The organism is Mycobacterium sp. GA-0227b (genome assembly GCF_001499855.1).
In the GTDB taxonomy this organism is placed as follows: Bacteria; Actinomycetota; Actinomycetes; order Mycobacteriales; family Mycobacteriaceae; genus Mycobacterium.
Genome location: NZ_LQIK01000001.1, coordinates 464,249 through 480,951, shown reverse-complemented (window position 1 = coordinate 480,951; position 16,703 = coordinate 464,249). Strand labels below are relative to the sequence as shown.

General features: G+C 67.1%; 17 protein-coding genes. 10 read left to right on the top strand and 7 right to left on the bottom strand.

Annotated features, from left to right (window positions below; all coding sequences use genetic code 11):
- The first annotated feature begins 90 nt into the window (after positions 1–90).
- The 7 genes from AU185_RS02285 (at position 91) to AU185_RS02255 (ending at position 5,773) form a co-directional block, all read left to right on the top strand.
- Positions 91–747 (top strand): DUF6474 family protein, encoded by a 657-nt coding sequence (locus AU185_RS02285; protein ID WP_059100678.1) that lies wholly within the window; start codon positions 91–93, stop codon positions 745–747.
- 16 nt (positions 748–763) lie between these two features.
- Positions 764–1,309 carry a copper resistance CopC family protein gene (locus AU185_RS02280; RefSeq protein ID WP_059100794.1) on the top strand — a complete coding sequence of 182 codons (546 nt, stop codon included), beginning with the start codon at positions 764–766 and terminating at the stop codon, positions 1,307–1,309.
- Positions 1,306–2,229 (top strand): CopD family protein, encoded by a 924-nt coding sequence (locus AU185_RS02275; RefSeq protein ID WP_059100793.1) that lies wholly within the window; start codon positions 1,306–1,308, stop codon positions 2,227–2,229. The genes AU185_RS02280 and AU185_RS02275 overlap by 4 nt, the downstream gene beginning before the upstream one ends.
- Positions 2,230–2,324: 95 nt before the next feature.
- Positions 2,325–2,825, top strand: a complete 501-nt coding sequence (locus tag AU185_RS02270; protein ID WP_059100792.1) for a hypothetical protein — start codon at positions 2,325–2,327, stop codon at positions 2,823–2,825.
- Between the two features lie 45 nt (positions 2,826–2,870).
- On the top strand, positions 2,871–3,623 hold the full coding sequence (locus tag AU185_RS02265; RefSeq protein ID WP_059100677.1) for a MerR family transcriptional regulator: 753 nt from the start codon (positions 2,871–2,873) through the stop codon (positions 3,621–3,623).
- A 9-nt stretch (positions 3,624–3,632) separates the two neighbouring features.
- Positions 3,633–4,112, top strand: a complete 480-nt coding sequence (rraA, locus tag AU185_RS02260; protein WP_059100676.1) for a ribonuclease E activity regulator RraA — start codon at positions 3,633–3,635, stop codon at positions 4,110–4,112.
- Between the two features lie 281 nt (positions 4,113–4,393).
- Positions 4,394–5,773, top strand: coding sequence for a 13E12 repeat family protein (locus tag AU185_RS02255; protein WP_059100675.1), 1,380 nt, complete (start codon positions 4,394–4,396; stop codon positions 5,771–5,773).
- Between the two features lie 7 nt (positions 5,774–5,780).
- On the opposite strand, the gene AU185_RS02250 is transcribed toward AU185_RS02255, so the two are convergent.
- Positions 5,781–7,256 carry a flavin-containing monooxygenase gene (locus AU185_RS02250; protein ID WP_059100674.1) on the bottom strand — a complete coding sequence of 492 codons (1,476 nt, stop codon included), beginning with the start codon at positions 7,254–7,256 and terminating at the stop codon, positions 5,781–5,783.
- Positions 7,257–7,335: 79 nt separating this feature from the next.
- Here AU185_RS02250 and AU185_RS02245 point away from each other — a divergent pair, with 79 nt between their 5' ends.
- The gene (locus AU185_RS02245) at positions 7,336–7,983 is read left to right on the top strand and encodes a TetR/AcrR family transcriptional regulator (protein ID WP_059100673.1); all 648 of its coding nucleotides are present in this window, start codon (positions 7,336–7,338) and stop codon (positions 7,981–7,983) included.
- Between the two features lie 20 nt (positions 7,984–8,003).
- The gene (gene dinB, locus AU185_RS02240) at positions 8,004–9,227 is read left to right on the top strand and encodes a DNA polymerase IV (RefSeq protein WP_059100672.1); all 1,224 of its coding nucleotides are present in this window, start codon (positions 8,004–8,006) and stop codon (positions 9,225–9,227) included.
- 19 nt (positions 9,228–9,246) lie between these two features.
- On the opposite strand, the gene AU185_RS02235 is transcribed toward dinB, so the two are convergent.
- The 6 genes from AU185_RS02235 to AU185_RS02210 form a co-directional block, all read right to left on the bottom strand.
- On the bottom strand, positions 9,247–10,518 hold the full coding sequence (locus tag AU185_RS02235) for an ABC transporter substrate-binding protein (protein ID WP_059100671.1): 1,272 nt from the start codon (positions 10,516–10,518) through the stop codon (positions 9,247–9,249).
- Complete coding sequence (gene fucP / locus AU185_RS02230; RefSeq protein WP_059100670.1) at positions 10,515–11,843, bottom strand: L-fucose:H+ symporter permease; 1,329 nt, start codon at positions 11,841–11,843, stop codon at positions 10,515–10,517. Before fucP ends, AU185_RS02235 begins: the two co-directional genes overlap by 4 nt.
- A gap of 102 nt (positions 11,844–11,945) precedes the next feature.
- The gene (locus AU185_RS02225) at positions 11,946–12,950 is read right to left on the bottom strand and encodes a PHP domain-containing protein (RefSeq protein ID WP_059100669.1); all 1,005 of its coding nucleotides are present in this window, start codon (positions 12,948–12,950) and stop codon (positions 11,946–11,948) included.
- 19 nt (positions 12,951–12,969) lie between these two features.
- Positions 12,970–13,608, bottom strand: a complete 639-nt coding sequence (locus AU185_RS02220; RefSeq protein ID WP_156425360.1) for a sensor domain-containing protein — start codon at positions 13,606–13,608, stop codon at positions 12,970–12,972.
- 109 nt (positions 13,609–13,717) lie between these two features.
- Positions 13,718–14,296, bottom strand: coding sequence for a TIGR03086 family metal-binding protein (locus AU185_RS02215; RefSeq protein WP_059100791.1), 579 nt, complete (start codon positions 14,294–14,296; stop codon positions 13,718–13,720).
- Positions 14,297–14,326: 30 nt separating this feature from the next.
- Positions 14,327–15,007 (bottom strand): potassium channel family protein, encoded by a 681-nt coding sequence (locus AU185_RS02210; RefSeq protein ID WP_059100790.1) that lies wholly within the window; start codon positions 15,005–15,007, stop codon positions 14,327–14,329.
- Between the two features lie 182 nt (positions 15,008–15,189).
- Between AU185_RS02210 and AU185_RS02205 the strand changes: the two genes are divergently transcribed.
- Entirely contained in the window at positions 15,190–16,686 is a 1,497-nt protein-coding gene (locus AU185_RS02205) for a potassium/proton antiporter (protein ID WP_059100667.1), read from the top strand.
- Positions 16,687–16,703 lie beyond the last annotated feature (17 nt).

Genomic DNA, 16,703 nt, shown 5'->3' with positions numbered 1-16,703 from the left:
CCAAACAAAGTCGAACGATAGGGTTGGGCTGCACCGACACCCGCACCGCACGACGTCAACAACCGAGAACACCACCGGGAGGCAGCCGGGATGAGCCCGTTCAAGCGACGCAAAACCCGCGCCACCCGCAAGGCCGAGGCCCGCGCGATCAAGGCGAAGGCGAAGCTGGAGGCCCGCCTGGACGCCAAGAACGAGGCCCGCCGCATCAAGGCCGCGCACCGCGCCGAGACCAGAGCCCTGAAGGCTCAGCTGAAAGCGCAGCGCGACAGCGACAGGGCCGCACTCAAGGTCGCCGAGACGCAGTTGAAGGCCGCACGTGAAGGCAAGTTGTTCTCCCCCACGCGGATTCGCCGGATGCTCACCGTGACCCGACTGCTCGCCCCCATCGTGGTTCCGCTCGCGTACCGCGCCGCCATCACCGCACGCGGCTACGTCGATCAACGCCGCGCCGACCGCCTCGGCGTTCCGCTCAGCCAGATCGGCCAATTCAACGGCCACGGCGCCCAGCTGTCGGCTCGCATCGCCGGCGCCGAGCAGTCGTTGCGTCTGGTCGCCGAGAAGAAGCCGAAGGACGCCGAGACCAAGCGGTTCGTCGCCGCGATCACCGAGCGCCTCGGTGAGCTGTCGGCAGCGGTCGCCGCCGCCGAACACATGCCGACGCCGCGCCGCCGGTCGGCCCACGCTGCCATCGAACGTCAGCTCGACGGGATCGACGCAGACCTGATGGCCCGGCTCGGCGTGAGCTGAGGCCGTGATGTCGTCGATGTCATCGATCACCCGGGCCATCCTTCGCGCCCGGGCGAAACCCGCCGCGGCTTGCCTGGTCCTGACGCTCTGGCTGGCCGCAGCTGCGCTGGCGGGGGCCGGCACCGCGTCCGCGCACGCCACCCGCATCGCCACGGACCCGGCGGAGAACGCCGAACTGGCCCAGGGCCCGGCGAGGGTGTCCGCGACATTCAGTGAAGCGCTGCAGGCTCAGTTCGCGGCGATGACCGTCGTGGGCCCGGACGGCAACCTGTGGTCGACCGGCGAACCGCAGGTCGACGGGGCCGTTCTCAGCGTGGGAGTGCGCCCGCTCGGGCCGTCCGGTAACTACACGGTGAACTACCGCGTGACGTCTGCCGATGGGCACGTGATCAACGGGTCGTGGTCGTTCCGGTTGACGGTAGCGGGACCAGGGGCGCCGGGCCCATCGGCGGCCACTCCGGCCGACTCCCCCGACGAAGCGATTCCCGTGTGGCCGTTCTATGTGGGCGCCGTCGTCATCGTCGGTGCAGGCATCGTGTGGGCGGTGCGGCGGCGCACGTGACGCGTCGAAGCGCGGTGGCCGCCGGAACGCTGGTCGCCGTTGCCGCGGCGGTCCTGGCCTGGGCGCTGGCTTATCCGCAGGCGTCGCTGAGTGCGACCGCGGTGCGCGTTCTCGCCGACTGCGCCGGAGTCGTCACGCTGGGTTTGACCGTGTTGCCGATGCTCGACGGCGAGCGCCACCGCGGCGAGCTGCTGGCCAAGGCGACGCGCCCGCTCGCCGTCGCCTCGGCGGTGTGGCTACTTGCCGAGCTGACCCGGATGCTCGGGGCGGCCGCGCAGGCCGCCGCGATTCCGGTCAGCAGGCTGGGGGTGCAGACAACGGTCGACTTCCTGACCGCGACGGCTGCCGGGCGAACGGGCGTGCTGGCCGCAGCGGCCGCGGCGGTCGTATGTGGCACGGCCCTGGTCGTGCGGCGATCCGCGTCGTCGAACGTCGTGATGACCGGCGTCGCGGCGGTCGGGATCGCCGCACGCCAACTCACCGGACACTTCGCCGAGAGCCCGCTGGGTGGTGTTGCGGTGACGGTGCACACGCTGGCCGCCGCGCTGTGGTGCGGCGCGCTGGCGGCGCTGCTGCTCACCGTCGAGCACCGCGGGCAGTGGGCCCGGATGCTGCCGCGCTTCTCGCAGTTGTCGTTGGTATGCGTGCTGGTGCTGCTGATCGGCGGGACAGTGGGGGCCGCGGTTCGGATGGCCTCACCGGTCGAGCTGTACGCCACCGGGTACGGACGGCTGTTGTCGGCCAAGATCGCGACGACCGTCGTACTCGTCGTCCTCGGCTGGCGCAACCGCACGATGTGGTTGCCCGCCGCGCGGACCCATCGAGCCTCCGCGGTGGTGTCACGAACCCGGGCGCGGGTCGAGACCACGCTGATGATCATCGCCCTGGCGCTGGCCGCCGGACTGGCCGTCGCGGGTTAGCGCCACACCCGACCTGGCATGATGGGATCGACCCACTGCCGGTTCCCATGCTCGGCCGGCCTGGCGGAGACACGACACTGCAAAGGAGCAGCCCGATGGCAGACCAGCAGGGCCGACCCGACGAACAGCCGCAAGGCTCACCACCGGCGGATGAGTCGACCCCGCAGCCCGCTGCCGCGGAGTCGGCGGGCACCTCCGCGGACCCACTCATCCCTCCGGCGCCGGCGCAGAAGACGCCTGCCAAGAAAGCCCCGGCGAAGAAGGCCGCCAAGAAGACACCGGCCAAGAAGGCCGCGAAGAAAGCGGCACCGGCGAAGAAAGCCGTGAAGAAAGCACCGGCCAAGAAGGCGCCGGCGAAGAAAGCACCCGCGCCCGAGCCGGCCGGCACCGCAACCAACCTGGAATCGGCCGCGAAAGTTACTGCCGCCCAAGCGAAGTCGACGGTAGCCAGCGCCAGTAACCCGGTGTCCGGACCGGCGCCGGTGCCGTTGATCGGCCCCGAACCGTCGCGGCTGCCGGTTGCCGCGGCGATCGCGGCGGGTGTGCTGGCGATCCTGGTCGTGCTGCTGATCCGCCGCGGTAGCGGCGACGACTGACCGAGGACTTGACCCTCACGCGGCGTCAGGGTCGATAGTGGCGCTATGGACGCCAAAACGGTCGGCGCGGTAGCCGCCCTCACCGGAGTCTCGGTGCGCACCCTGCACCACTACGACCACATCGGCCTGGTGGTGCCGAGCGTGCGCACGTCGGCGGGCTACCGCGGCTACACCGACGCCGACATCGAACGGCTGCACGTGGTGCTGGTGTACCGATCGGTCGGACTGCCCCTCGAGGAGATCCGCGCCCTGCTCGACGGGGACGCGGATGTGCTCGACCACCTCCAGCGACAACACCGACTGTTACTGGAGCAGGCCGACCGTCTGCAACACACGATCAAGGCAGTGGAGGAACTGATGAGCGCACACCGCAGCGGAATTCAACTGACCGCCGAGGAACAGGTGGAGATCTTCGGCACCACGGCGCATAGCCAGGAGTACGCGGCCGAAGCCGAAGAGCGCTGGGGCGACACCGACGCGTGGAAGCAGTCGCAGCAGCGAGCTTCGCAGTTCACCAAGCAGGACTGGATCGACATCAAGGCCGAAGGCGACGCGCTGCTGCAGGCGCTGGCCGAGGCCAAGCGCAGCGGCGTGACGCCGGGTACGGCGCAGGCCGATGCGCTCGCCGAGCGGCACCGGTTGTCGATCGAACGGTTCTACGACTGCGACCACGAGATGCAGGTCTGCCTGGCGCAGATGTATGTGGCCGACGAACGGTTCACCCGGTATTACGACGACGTCGAACCCGGCCTGTCGCAGTTCCTGCACGACATCATCGTGGCGAGGTCCGATCGCTAGCATCGAGCGGTGAGCATCGACCCCCGCCCCACCGCTGACCTTGTCGACGACATCGGCCCCGACGTCCGCAGCTGCGATCTGCAGCTGCGGCAGTTCGGCGGGCGGTCGGAGTTCGCCGGACCCGTCACCACGATCAAGTGCTTCCAGGACAACGCGCTGCTGAAATCGGTGTTGTCGGAGCCCGGCAACGGCGGCGTGCTGGTGATCGACGGCGACGGGTCGCTGCACTCGGCGCTCGTCGGCGACGTCATCGCCGGCCTCGGCGTCGACAACGGGTGGGCCGGCCTCGTCATCAACGGCGCGGTCCGCGACTCGGCGACCCTGCGCACCCTCGACATCGGTATCAAGGCGCTCGGGACGAACCCGCGCAAGAGCAGCAAAACCGGTGCGGGCGAACGGGATCAGCCCGTCGAGTTCGGCGGTGTGGTGTTCGAGCCCGGCCACATCCTCTACAGCGACGACGACGGCATCGTCGTGGTCGCTCCCTGACCGGCTGCCAGCGCGGGCCCCAACGGTACGTAGAAGATGATGCAGTCGTCGCTCGTGACAGAGGCGGTATCCCACTCGCGCTCGCCGGGACTCGCTACTTAGGGCTCGCCGGGTCTCGCTACTTAGGGATTGTTGCAGCGCGCTATCACATGGCTCCGACATCTTGGTCGCTGTATGCCGCCGACGCCCTGGATTATCCCCAAGCGGCGATCGATCCACAGATCGCTCCCGGGGTTCTTCGAGGCATCCGGTTTGGTGTGTGTGTTCGATAGCGTTGCGGTATGGGCGAATTCATCACCGGGGCGGCGGCGCGGAAACAGTTTTCCGCGCTGCTGGACCAGGTCGATGACGCCCACGCCCGGATGCGTGAACTGTCCTCCGATGAAGTGGGCACCGAGTTTCGGATCGAGATGGCCGAACGCCTCGAGTCGCAGGAGCGCAGCAACCGGGGGTTGATGTATCGGGTGTTCGGTCAGATCGCCGACCCGCCCGACGAGCCCGCGATGGCGCTCACGGCGGTGGATCGTCTGTGGGCGCGGCTGCGCATCCCACCTAACGAGATCAAGCGCCGGATGAAGGTCGCCGCGCGGCTAACCCCGCGCCGCCAGATCAGTGGCCCGCCACTGCCGGCTGAACTGGCACAGGTGACCGCAGCAGTGTCTGACGGGGCGATCGGCGAAGACCATCTCAAGGCGATCACCAAAGCGATGGCCAAGCTGCCCTCATGCGTGTCGGCCGCGGAGCGCGACGAGGTCGAAGCAAGCCTGGTGCGTGAGGCGATCAAGAGTGACGCCGAGATCGTCACGGCGGCAGCCAAGATGATCGATGCGATCTTCAACCCCGATGGCGACTACGACGAGAAGGATCGCGAGCGCCGCCGCGGCGTCACGCTGGGTCCTCAAGGGCGCGACGGCATGTCGCGGCTTCACGGCTGGATCGACCCGGAGACCCGCTGCTATGTGGAGGCCGCCACCTCTGCGACGCGGCCGGGCCGCCACCTGCCCGACGGCACGACGGCTGACGCCAAGGACGACCGCAGCATGGCCCAGCGCTGCCACGACGGCCTCAAACTGGGCCTCAAGGCCGGAATCGCCTCAGGTGAGCTGGGTCAGCATCGCGGGCACGCGGTGACGGTGATCGCACGCACGACCCTCGCCGAACTCAACCGGGCCGCTCACGCGGTGATCGACCCCGCTGTCCCGATGCCCGCGCCGGCGCACACCGGCGGTAACACCGCCTTGCCGATGCGTGACTTGATCCGCATGGCCGGCGATGCCATCCACTATCTGGCGGTGTTCGACGATCACAGCGACCGCCCGCTCTACCTCGGCCGCCAGAAGCGGGTGGCCACCGCAGATCAGCGCATCATCTGCTACGCCCGCGACGGCGGCTGCACCCGGCCCAACTGCACCGCACCGGGCTATCACAGCGAGGTGCACCACAGCCCCGGCTGGGCCATGGGTGGGCCAACCGACGCCGATCACCTGTTCTTCGCCTGCGGGCCCGACCACAAACTCGTGACCGACGGCCACTACGCGACGACGATCACCGAGACTGGACGGCTGGCCTGGACCAACGGCGCCTCACCGCCACAGGTCAACCGCATTCATGATCCGGAGGAACTCCTCCGCAGCGACCCGGACCCGCCGAACTTCGGGTAGCGGGCGACTAGGCCGAAGCCGTCACCGGAGCGAGGTGCTTGCTGAACTTCAGCGCCTCGTCGTCGACCCGGCCGCGCCGGATCAACCGCAGATCCAGCAGGTAGTTCTGCTTCAAGCGCCACGGCGCGACGTGTCCGGCCTTGGGCAGATAGTCCAGTGCACGCAGCACATAGCCCGGGGTGAAATCCATCAGCGGGCGCTCGTCGACACTGTTGCCCGGATGCTGCGGCTCGACGGTGTCAAAGCCCTTGGCGTCCATGTAGTTCAGCACCCGGCAGAAGAACTCGGACACCAGATCGGCCTTCAACGTCCACGACGCGTTGGTGTAGCCGATGGTGAACGCCATGTTCGGCATGTGGGTGAGCATCATGCCCTTGTAGGCCATCGTGTCGTGCAGATCGATCGGCTCACCGTTGCGCATGATCGTGGCGCCGCCGAACAGCTGCAGGTTCAAACCCGTTGCGGTGATGACGATGTCGGCGCTCAGCTCCTCGCCGGAGGCGAGCTTGATACCCGTCTTGGTGAACCGCTCGATGGTGTCGGTGACGACGTCGGCCTTGCCATGGCGGATTGTCTTGAACAGGTCACCGTTGGGCGCCAGGCACAGCCGCTCGTCCCACGGGTTGTACTTGGGGCCGAAGTGCTTCTGCACGTCGTAGCCTTCGGGCAGCCGTCGCTGCGCCATGGTCATCAGCGTCTTGCGCATGAAGTTCGGGAACCGCCGCGAGATGTTGTACTGCGCCGACTGGAACAGGATGCTCTTCCAGCGGTTCAACACATAGGCGGGCTTCTCGGGCAGCGTCTTGTTGGTCCGGACGGTGAACGGATCCACGTCGGGCAGCGCGCCGATGTAGGTCGGCGAACGCTGCAACATCGTCACATGGCCGGCACCCGAATTCGCCAGCGCGGGAATCAGCGTGACCGCGGTCGCGCCGCTGCCGATCACGACGATCTTCTTGCCCTCGTAGTCCAGGTCCTCGGGCCAGTGCTGAGGGTGGATGATCGTGCCCTCGAAGTCGTCGCGGCCGACGAACTCCGGCGTGTAGCCCTCGTCGTAGTTGTAGTAGCCGCTCGCGGCGAACAGGAACGAAGCCGTGATCTCGGCTTCCGCGCCGTCACGTTCGACGCGCACCGTCCACCGGTTGTCAGCGTCGGACCAGTCCGCGCTGACCACCTTGTGGCCGTATCGAATTCGCTTGTCGATGCCGGACTCGGCCACCGTCTCCTTGAGGTAGGCCATGATCGACGGCCCGTCGGCGATCGCCTTCTCCGACGTCCACGGCTTGAACCGGAAGCCGAGCGTGAACATGTCGGAGTCCGACCGGATACCGGGGTACTTGAACAGGTCCCAGGTGCCGCCGAGGTTGTCGCGGCGCTCCAGGATCGCGTAGCTCTTGCCCGGGCAGCGATCTTGCAGATGCCAGGCGGCGCTGATGCCGGAGATGCCGGCTCCGACGATGACGACGTCGAGGTGTTCGCTCATGGTACGGCAGCGTATCAACGGTGCGTCGAGTCAGTCAACAGTGTGTTGAGAAACTCAACACCGTGTAAAGTAGGCGCACGTGACCACTGTCAGCCAGCCGCGCGGTTCACGGGCCCGGCGCACCTCACGGCCGTCGGGCGACGATCGTGAACAGGCAATTCTCTCGACGCTCGAGGAGCTGCTCGAGGTCCGGTCGCTGGCCGACATCTCGGTCGACGATCTCGCCAAGGGTGCCGGAATCTCACGTCCGACCTTCTACTTCTACTTCCCGTCCAAGGACGCCGTACTGCTCGCGCTCGTCGAGCAGGTGATCAACGAGGCCGACCGCAACGCCGACGCCGCGATGGGCGGTTTGGACACCGCCGTCGACCCGGCCGGCGTGTGGAAAGCCATCAACGCCTTGTTCAGCACTTTCGGCTCCCATCGCGCGGTGACGCTCGCGGGTGCGACGGCGCGGCCGACGAACGCCCAGGTGCGCACGCTGTGGTCGCGGTTCATGCAGAAGTGGATCGATCACACCACCGCGTCGATCGCAAGCGAGCGTGCCCGCGGCGCAGCGCCGGAGACCATCCCCGCGCATGACCTCGCCACGTCGCTGAACTTGATGAACGAGCGCACGATGCTCGCGGCCTTCGCCGCTGAGCAGCCCGCCGTCGACGCGGCACAACTGGTCGACACGCTGGCCCACATCTGGGTCACCAGCATCTACGGCAAGACGCCGCAGTAGTCACACCGCGATGCGAACATATGTTCGTGTCCAAAGGTCGGTTGACGCGGTCTGAAGCGTCGATCCTGCACGCCGACCTGGATTCGTTCTATGCGTCGGTCGAGCAGCGCGACGAACCCGCGCTGCGTGGACGGCCGGTGATCGTCGGCGGCGGTGTCGTGCTGGCGGCCAGCTATGAGGCCAAGGCATACGGCGTGCGTACCGCGATGGGTGGTCGGGAAGCGCGTCGCCTCTGCCCCCACGCGATCGTCGTGCCACCGCGCATGTCGGCGTATTCGGAGGCCAGCCACGCGGTCTTCGAGGTCTTCCACGACACCACGCCCGTCGTCGAACCGCTGTCGGTCGACGAGGCGTTCCTCGACGTCTCCGGCCTGTGGCGGGTGTCGGGCACGCCGGTCGAGATCGGCGCCCGGTTGCGTGCGCAGGTGCGCGACCAGGTGGGTCTTCCCATCACGGTCGGCATCGCGCGCACCAAGTTCCTGGCCAAGGTCGCCAGCCAGGAGGCCAAGCCCGACGGCCTGCTTCTCGTGCCGCCCGACCGGGAACTGGCCTTCCTGCACCCGTTGCCGGTGCGGCGGCTGTGGGGCGTCGGCGCGAAGACGGCCGAGAAACTCCGCGCCCACGGGATCGAGACGGTGGCCGACGTCGCCGAGTTGAGCGAATCCACGCTCGGATCGTTGGTCGGCGGCGCGATGGGCAGCCGGCTGTTCGCCTTGTCCCGCAACATCGACCGGCGCCGGGTCGTCACCGGGGTGCGCCGACGCTCGGTCGGCGCGCAACGGGCGCTTGGCCGGCGCGGGAACACGATGTCGACCGCGGAGGTCGACGCCGTGGTCGTCAACCTGATCGACCGCATCACCCGCCGGATGCGCAAGGCCGGTCGGACCGGACGCACGGTGGTGTTGCGGTTGCGGTTCGACGACTTCAGTCGCGCCACCCGCTCACACACGATGCCCCGGGCGACGGCGTCGACGGAGGTGATCCTTCAGGCGGCGCGCAGCCTCGTCACCGCGGCGGCTCCGCTGATCGCCGCGCGGGGTCTCACGCTGGTCGGTTTTGCGGTGTCCAACATCGACCGGGACGGCGCGCAGCAACTCGAGTTGCCGTTCGAGGAGGTCCAGGACACCACCGCCGTGGACGAGGCGGTCGACCAGGTGCGCCGGCGGTACGGCAACGCCGCCGTCACAAGAGGCGTGTTGCTGGGCCGTGACCCCGACCTCGAGATGCCCCTGCTACCGGACTGAGCCGGGGCCCGTGTGGGGCTCAGCGTCCTTGGACGGGCACCCGGACGGAATTCTGAAGTGTGTCGATGAATGCGTCCGAGTTCTTGCTCCCGACAAAGCCGGCGACCGCGTCGTAGAGCGCTTCCTGGAACTCGGAGCTCATCAGCTCGCCGTGGGTGATCGACAACAGAATCTTGTCGTGCCACAACGATTCCGACGCCTGCCGCTGGTAGGCCGGCAGCGATGCCACGTCGACGTCGTTGCGTATCGGGATCGACCCCTTCACCTTGTTGAACTCCAACGAGACCTGCGGATCAGCCACCGTCTCGAGGAACTTCAGCGCATTCACCCCGTCACTCGCCTGCGCCGACACCACGAACGTGTCGACGATCGCCAGATACGCCCCCGCTGTTCCTGGATACGGCACATAGCCGAAGTCGGTGCCTTCGACGACCTTGGCGGCCACCAACTCCCCGTAGACGGAATCATTCATCGACAAGTACCCGCACTGCCCGGCCGCCAGTTTCCGCGCCGCCTCATCCCAGGTCAGCGCGCCGGCGGCGGGATCGGCTCGGGAGACGATCTGCCCGAACCGCGTAAGCGCCTGTCGCAGTTGGGGTCCGCGCCAGTCAAAGGAATCATCGCTGATCCGGGACCAGCCGTCGGTGCCGACGACCGCGAGCAGGGTGTTCTCGAACAGCTCGGTTGCGGCGAACCGATCCTTGCCGCCCAGACACAACGCCGTTGTCCCGCTGGCCGCCACCTTGGCCAGATCGCTGCTGAACGCCTCCGGCGTATAGCCGGGGCCAGGCATCGCGACACCGGCCTCGCGCAGCACATTGCGGTTGAACCACAACACATTTCCGCGATGCGCCCCAGTGGGCACACCCCATGCTTTGACGCGATGGGTCGCCGCATCGAGCAGGGCCGGCGCCATGGTGGCATCCAGGCCGGTGCGCTCGTACACGTCGGACACGTCGGCGATGCGACCGGCGTCGGCCCAGGCGCGCATGGAGCGGCCGATGAATGTCTGCCATACATCGGGAGGGTCGCCGGCGCGGAGCCGCTCGGCCAGCGCTATCTGGACGTTGCTGCCGCCGCCACCGGCGATGGCGCCGCCGAGGACCTCGACGTCCGGATTGTCGGCCTTGAAGGCGTTGACCAACACCTCCAATGCGGGTCGCTCCGATGGCGACACCCACCACGACATGATTTCGAGCCGATCGGTCGGCTCGGTGAAGTTGCCCCCGCTGCCGCCACCGGCGCACGCCGCGAGAAGCACTGCCAGCGCCAGGATCCAGTATCGCTTCATGCTGCTCGCTCTCTCACCGGGTGCGGTGCCGCCCTGAGATCGAAGACGGCGAAGCTCGCCACCACGGCGAAGCAGACCGCCGGCACCACGAACGAGATCGCCGGGCTCGTCTGATCCAGCAGGTACCCCTGAACCAGCGGCATGATCGCCCCGCCGACGATGGCCATGACCAATCCGGCGGCACCGAACTTCGTTGCCGGACCGAGCCCCTGCAGGGCCACCCCGTAGATCGTCGGAAACATCAGCGACAGACAGAACGACAACGCGACGACGGCGGCAACGCCGGCCACATTCGGCGAGAACATCGCGAAAACACACAGCAGGACTGCCAATACCGCCAGCACGGAGAGGACTTTCGTCGCGCGGATCCGTCCGATCACCCACGTCATCACGAACCGGGAGATCAGGAACACGATCAGGCTCGCCTGCAGCAGGTAGCCACCCAACTGCAGCGACCCGCTCAACGCCTGTTGCGAATACTGGATGATGTATGTCCATGTGCAGACCTGGGCCGCAACATTGAAAAACTGTGCCACCACGCCGAATACGTAGCGCCGGTTGGACAGCAGGATGCGCAAGGGCGATTGGCCCGCGAGGTCACCCGATTCGTATTCTTCGACGATCGGCGGGGACTTCTTGATCGCGATCACCAATCCGATGGCGATCAACACGAATCCCAGACCCAGGTAGGGTCCCATCACTGCGCCGAGCTGACCGGCGCGGACGGCGCGTTCTTCGGCAGGCGTCAGGGTGGCCATATTCACCGGTTCGTCCAAGTGGGGGAGAATGAACACCGCGGCCAGCAGCACACCGATATTGGTGCCCAACGGATTGAACGCCTGAGCGAAGTTGAGGCGCCGGGTCGCGGTTTCTTCGGGTCCCAGCGACATGACGTACGGATTGGCCGAGGTTTCCAGGATCGAACAGCCCGCGGCGATTGCGAACAGGGCGATCAAAAACGCTTCGTAGGTCATGATCTTGCTCGCCGGATAGAACGCAATCGATCCCGCCGCGGCCAGCAGCACACCAGTGAGCAGACCGGTTTTGTAGCCGAACCGCCGATTGATCAACGCCGCCGGGATCGCCAGCAGAAAGTACGCGCCGAAGTAGGCCAACTGCACCAGGGAGGCCTGGAAGGTGCTCATATCGAAAATCCGCTTGAAACCCGCCACCATCGGTGTGGTCAGGTCGGCGGCCACGCCCCATGCGGTGAAACAACAGATGAGTACGCCGAACAGCAACCACATCTTCGGATAGACCAAGGCGGGCTTCGTCGTGGCCGCTGGCGCGTCAGCCGGTTGGTCGGCATGCTCAGTGGTCGCCATCTCGACACCTCTCGCCAATGAGGATGTCATCCGAACGCTAGCTGGCTCCTGCCCCCGACGGGATGATTTCCGGTATCCCGTTGTGGCAGGACCGAATCGCGCTCAGGATTCGGTCCACGCCAACAGATCGTCGGCCGGCCAAGTGTTGACTATCCGTTCGACGGGTATTTCGGCATCGAGCGCACGCTGGGCTCCGTAGGCGAGGAACTCCAGCTGCCCGGGGGCATGCGAATCGGTGTCGATCGAGAACAGGCAGCCGATGTCCAGGGCGAGGTTGAGCAGCCGCGTCGGCGGATCGCGGCGTTCGGGCCGCGAGTTGATCTCGACGGCGGTGCCGTTGTCCCGACAGGCGGTGAACACCTTCTCGGCGTCGAATTTCGACTCGGGCCGCATGCCGCGGCCGCCGGTGACCAGCCGGCCGGTGCAATGGCCCAGCACGTCCGTGTGCGGATTGGCGACCGCCTTGAGCATGCGCCGCGTCATCGACGGAGCGTCCATCGACAACTTCGAGTGCACGCTGGCCACCACGACGTCGAGGCGTTCGAGCAGTTCGTCCTCCTGATCGAGTGAGCCGTCCTCGAGTATGTCGACCTCGATGCCGGTGAGGATCCGCATGGGCGCCACCGTTTCACGCAACTGGTCGATGACGTCGAGTTGCCGGCGCAGCCGCTCAGGTGACAGACCGTTGGCGATCCGCAGGCGTGGCGAATGATCGGTCAGCGCACAGTACTCGTGTCCCAGATCCCTTGCTGCGAGCATCATCTCCTCGATCGGGGCGGACCCGTCGGACCAGTTGGAGTGCACGTGCAGATCACCGCGCAGCGCGGCGCGGACATCGCCGCCGCCCAGATCGGCGGCGCTGGAGCGGAGTTCGGTCAACACATCCGGCTCGCGTCCGGCCCACGCCTGTGCGATCACCTTCGCTGTCTTGGGGCCGATGCCGGGCAGCGACTGCCAGCTGTTCGCGGTGCCGTGGCGGTCGCGTTCGGTGTCGGAGAGCGCTTCGACGACGTCGGCGGCGTTGCGGTAGGCCATCACCCGGCGCGGGTCTTCGCGCGCGCGGTCCTTGTAGTAGGCGATCTGCCGGAGGGCGACGACGGGATCCATGACTCCAGTGTGCACAGGCCTAGTTGACGCGTTCGACGATCGCCTGGGAGATCTCGGACGCGACTCGTTCGGCGTCGGGTAAGGCCACCACCGATACGTCGACCACGACCGCCGACTTGACGAGGGAGACCGTCACGAAACCATCGTTGACCAGGACCACTTTGTCGCGACTTGGCTGCGAAATCATCCCGCCGAGGTGAGGAAGGTTCAGCTCGACACATTTCTTCATCGCCGCGACACGACGATCGAACGTTTCTCGCGCGGCGGAGTCGTCCGGGTAGACGACCACGTTCTGCACGACAGTGGCCATCACGGGCACGATCAAGGGAGTGGCACCGTCCCCAGTCGCGCCGGGGTTTCTTGGTCGGCGACCACCGGTAGGCAGATCCGCAGAGTCCGCGACGGACCGGAAGCTGGTCCAGTTCGCGCCGAAAGCAGTGCGCTGATCCGCCATTTCGCGACACGGACCCTCCGGCGTGTAGTCATCCGCGACTGGTTGGTCGGTGTCTACCTCGCGTGAGAACTTATCGAGCCCGCTGATCTCCTTTACCTGTTCCAGACTCAGCGGCAGACGCTCGACAATGGCCTCACCATCGGGTTCGGTGTGACTTTGACAAGCGAGTCCGGACAGCATGACAAGGCATCCCAGGACGATCACTCTTGGAATCAAGCCGGCATAGCCTTCCCGATAGTGGGTTTGGCGGAAATGAGACCACTCGGTACCGCCGTCCCCTGAGGAACCTGCGCCAGTCGTCCGCCGTCGCACCTCAGGACGGTTGCACCCATCGCGGGTCGCGTCCCGTCAGCGCGACGATACGGTCGACAACCGGCGCATCGTCGGCGACCGGCACCGCCGGGCCGAACAGGCCCTCCACCGGGTCATCGGCGGCGATCTGGGTGACGTGCGGCAGCACGGCGGCGGCGGTTTCCTCATCGACGTCATACGGCTGCCCGCTGGCCCGCGCGACATCCCAGCCGTGGATCACCACTTCGGTCAGTGCGACGATGCCGGCCGCCTCACCGGGAAAGTCGAAGCCGCCCGCGCGCGTCATACCCTCCCAGGCCGCCGGCTCTGAAAATGCCCGCGCGAGTTCGGCGAGCCGATCCGGATAAGACGCACGCCAGTCGCCATCCAGCGGCTGTGCGGCTTCGGTGGGCGACGTGTCCGTCAGCGGCCCGAACTCCTTGCGGGCCGCCGCGGTGAACGCCAGCGAAAGCCCACCAACGTGGGCGATCAGCGCGTCCAGCCGCATCTTCTGGCACGGCGTGGGAGCCGTCAGTTGGTCGTCGGCCACGTTTCGAAGGACGTCGGCTGTGCGTCGACAGGCTGCGGTCAGGTCAATCATGCCCATACCGACCCGCGAGGCCGCCGCAACTCATCGGTCGGTCACCGGATGGATCGCCCCGTGCACCAGGCCCCGGACTTCGCCGTGGGCGGCCCCACCCGTCAGGAACAGCATTTCGTCGCCGGCCTCCAGCACGTCGTCGGGCTGAGGCAACACGATCCCGCTGTCGCGGATGATGATCGCCAGCGCAGTGTTCTCCAGCAACGGCAGGTCGCGCATCCGGCTCCCGACCAGCGAATCGCCCTCGGGGAGCGTCAGTTTGGCCAAACTCACCTGGCCGTGGCGCAGCTGCATCAAGCGCACGACGTGGCCGATGTCGATGGCGCCCTCGATCGCCGCGACCAGCGCGCTCGGCGCGGAGACCGCGACGTCGACGCCCCACGCCTCGGTGAACAGCCACTCGTTGCGCAGGTCGTTGACCCTGGCCACCACGCGGGCGACGCCGAATTCCGTCTTGGCCAACAGCGACGCCGCGAGGTTCACTTTGTCGTCGCCGGTGGCTGCAATTACCACGTCGCAGATCTGCAGTCCGGATTCCTCGAGCGAGGTCAACTCGCAGGCATCGGCCAGTAGCCATTCGGCGTCGGGAACCGTCTGCGGTTCGTAATGGCGTACGTCGTGCTCGATGAGCAGAACCTTGTGGCCGTAGTCGAGCAGTTCCTGGGCGACGGAGCGGCCGACGGCCCCGGCGCCGGCGATGCCGACGCGCATCATCGGCCGCTGTTCGGCACGACGCGAAGCGTCGGGGGACTGCCTGCGAAGCCGCAACATCACCCCATATTGACCCATGATGTGGGCTTTCCGCGCAGCTACCGGGTAGGACCGCCGCGCCACCGACCGTGGTAGGTGTTTTACTGCACCCACCACCCACGCCTTTCCCGGACGGGGATGAAATGACCCTGGAGCAGCTGTATCTGATGCTGCTGCTCGCTGGGGTGGTGCTGCTGGCGAGCATCATCGCCACCCGAGCGGCCACCCGTGTCGGCTTGCCCAGCCTGCTGCTGTTCCTCGGCGTAGGCGTCATCGTGGGCGAGGACGGGTTGGGCCTGGACTTCGACAACTATCTGCTCGCCGACCACCTCGGCACGGTGGCCCTGGCCGTCATCCTCATCGAGGGTGGTCTGACGACACGCTTCTCCGACGTCCGGCGGGTGCTGGCACCTGCGGGGATACTCGCCACCGTCGGCGTCGCGGTCAGCATGCTGGTGACTGCGGCCGGCGCTCACCTGCTACTGGGCATCGACTGGCAGTTGGCGCTGCTGCTCGGAGCCGTCGTCTCCGTCACCGACGCGGCTGCCGTGTTCTCCGTGCTGCGCGTGGTGCCCCTGCCGCGCCGGGTCGCGGGACTGCTCGAAGCCGAGTCGGGATTCAACGATGCCCCCGCCGTCATCCTCGTGCTGATGTTCAGCGTGGCGCCGCTGGAGTTGTCGCCCGTGCATGCGCTCGTCGAACTGGTCTACGAGTTGGTCGTCGGCGCGGCCATCGGATTGGGCGTCGGGTATCTGGGGTCGATCGCGCTGCGCCGCATCGCTCTTCCGGCCTCCGGCCTGTATCCGCTCGCCACATTCGGGCTCGGCATGGTCGCGTTCGCTGCCGGAGGCTCCGCGCACGCCAGCGGATTCCTCGCCGCCTACCTGTCCGCCGTTGTGCTCGCCAATTCCGGCCTGCCGCACCGCTCGGCGACCCGGTCGTTCGCCGAAGGCCTCGGCTGGCTCGCCCAGATCGGCCTGTTCGTCCTCCTCGGGCTGCTCGTCGACCCCAGCGACCTGACGGTGGAGGTGATACCCGGCATCGTGACCGGCTTGGTGTTGCTGCTCGTCGCCAGACCGCTGTCGGTCGTCGTCTCGCTGATCTGGTTTCGCATCCCTTGGCGTGAACAGATTTTCGTATCCTGGGCGGGATTGCGCGGTGCGGTCCCGATCGTGCTGGCGACGTTTCCGATCGTGGGCGGCGTGCCCGACAGCGTGCGCGTGCTCAACATCGTGTTCATCCTCGTGGTGGTGTTCACCTTGGTGCAGGGCCCGAGTTTGCGCCCGCTGGCAAGCAGATTGGGCCTGATCCCGAAGGACGCGACCCGCGAGATTCAGGTGGAGTCGGCTCCCCTCGACGTCCTGGACGCCGAACTGCTGACGATGACGGTTCAGGCGCCGTCGCGGCTGCACAACGTCACCGTGTTGGAACTGCGACTGCCCGACCCGAGCGTCATCACCCTGATCATCCGCAACGGGCGCACCTTCGTTCCGCAGCCCGACACCCGCATCGCGATCGGTGACGAACTGCTCATCGTCACCACCACCAAGACCCGCGCGGTGGCCGAACGCCGGCTGCGGGCGGTGAGTCGGCGAGGCAAGCTCGCGTTCTGGTTCGACGAGTACGGCGAAGCGGACTGAGCCGCTCGCCACTAGGC

What these genes read in the sequence shown, in the direction of transcription:
- AU185_RS02285 (WP_059100678.1), top strand. Translation starts at nt 91, where the DNA reads ATGAGCCCGTTCAAGCGACGCAAAACCCGCGCCACCCGCAAGGCCGAG.
- AU185_RS02280 (WP_059100794.1), top strand. Translation starts at nt 764, where the DNA reads ATGTCATCGATCACCCGGGCCATCCTTCGCGCCCGGGCGAAACCCGCC.
- AU185_RS02270 (WP_059100792.1), top strand. Translation starts at nt 2,325, where the DNA reads ATGGCAGACCAGCAGGGCCGACCCGACGAACAGCCGCAAGGCTCACCA.
- AU185_RS02265 (WP_059100677.1), top strand. Translation starts at nt 2,871, where the DNA reads ATGGACGCCAAAACGGTCGGCGCGGTAGCCGCCCTCACCGGAGTCTCG.
- AU185_RS02255 (WP_059100675.1), top strand. Translation starts at nt 4,394, where the DNA reads ATGGGCGAATTCATCACCGGGGCGGCGGCGCGGAAACAGTTTTCCGCG.
- AU185_RS02250 (WP_059100674.1), bottom strand. Translation starts at nt 7,256, where the DNA reads ATGAGCGAACACCTCGACGTCGTCATCGTCGGAGCCGGCATCTCCGGC.
- dinB (WP_059100672.1), top strand. Translation starts at nt 8,004, where the DNA reads ATGTTCGTGTCCAAAGGTCGGTTGACGCGGTCTGAAGCGTCGATCCTG.
- AU185_RS02235 (WP_059100671.1), bottom strand. Translation starts at nt 10,518, where the DNA reads ATGAAGCGATACTGGATCCTGGCGCTGGCAGTGCTTCTCGCGGCGTGC.
- fucP (WP_059100670.1), bottom strand. Translation starts at nt 11,843, where the DNA reads ATGGCGACCACTGAGCATGCCGACCAACCGGCTGACGCGCCAGCGGCC.
- AU185_RS02225 (WP_059100669.1), bottom strand. Translation starts at nt 12,950, where the DNA reads ATGGATCCCGTCGTCGCCCTCCGGCAGATCGCCTACTACAAGGACCGC.
- AU185_RS02215 (WP_059100791.1), bottom strand. Translation starts at nt 14,296, where the DNA reads ATGATTGACCTGACCGCAGCCTGTCGACGCACAGCCGACGTCCTTCGA.
- AU185_RS02210 (WP_059100790.1), bottom strand. Translation starts at nt 15,007, where the DNA reads ATGCGCGTCGGCATCGCCGGCGCCGGGGCCGTCGGCCGCTCCGTCGCC.
- AU185_RS02205 (WP_059100667.1), top strand. Translation starts at nt 15,190, where the DNA reads ATGACCCTGGAGCAGCTGTATCTGATGCTGCTGCTCGCTGGGGTGGTG.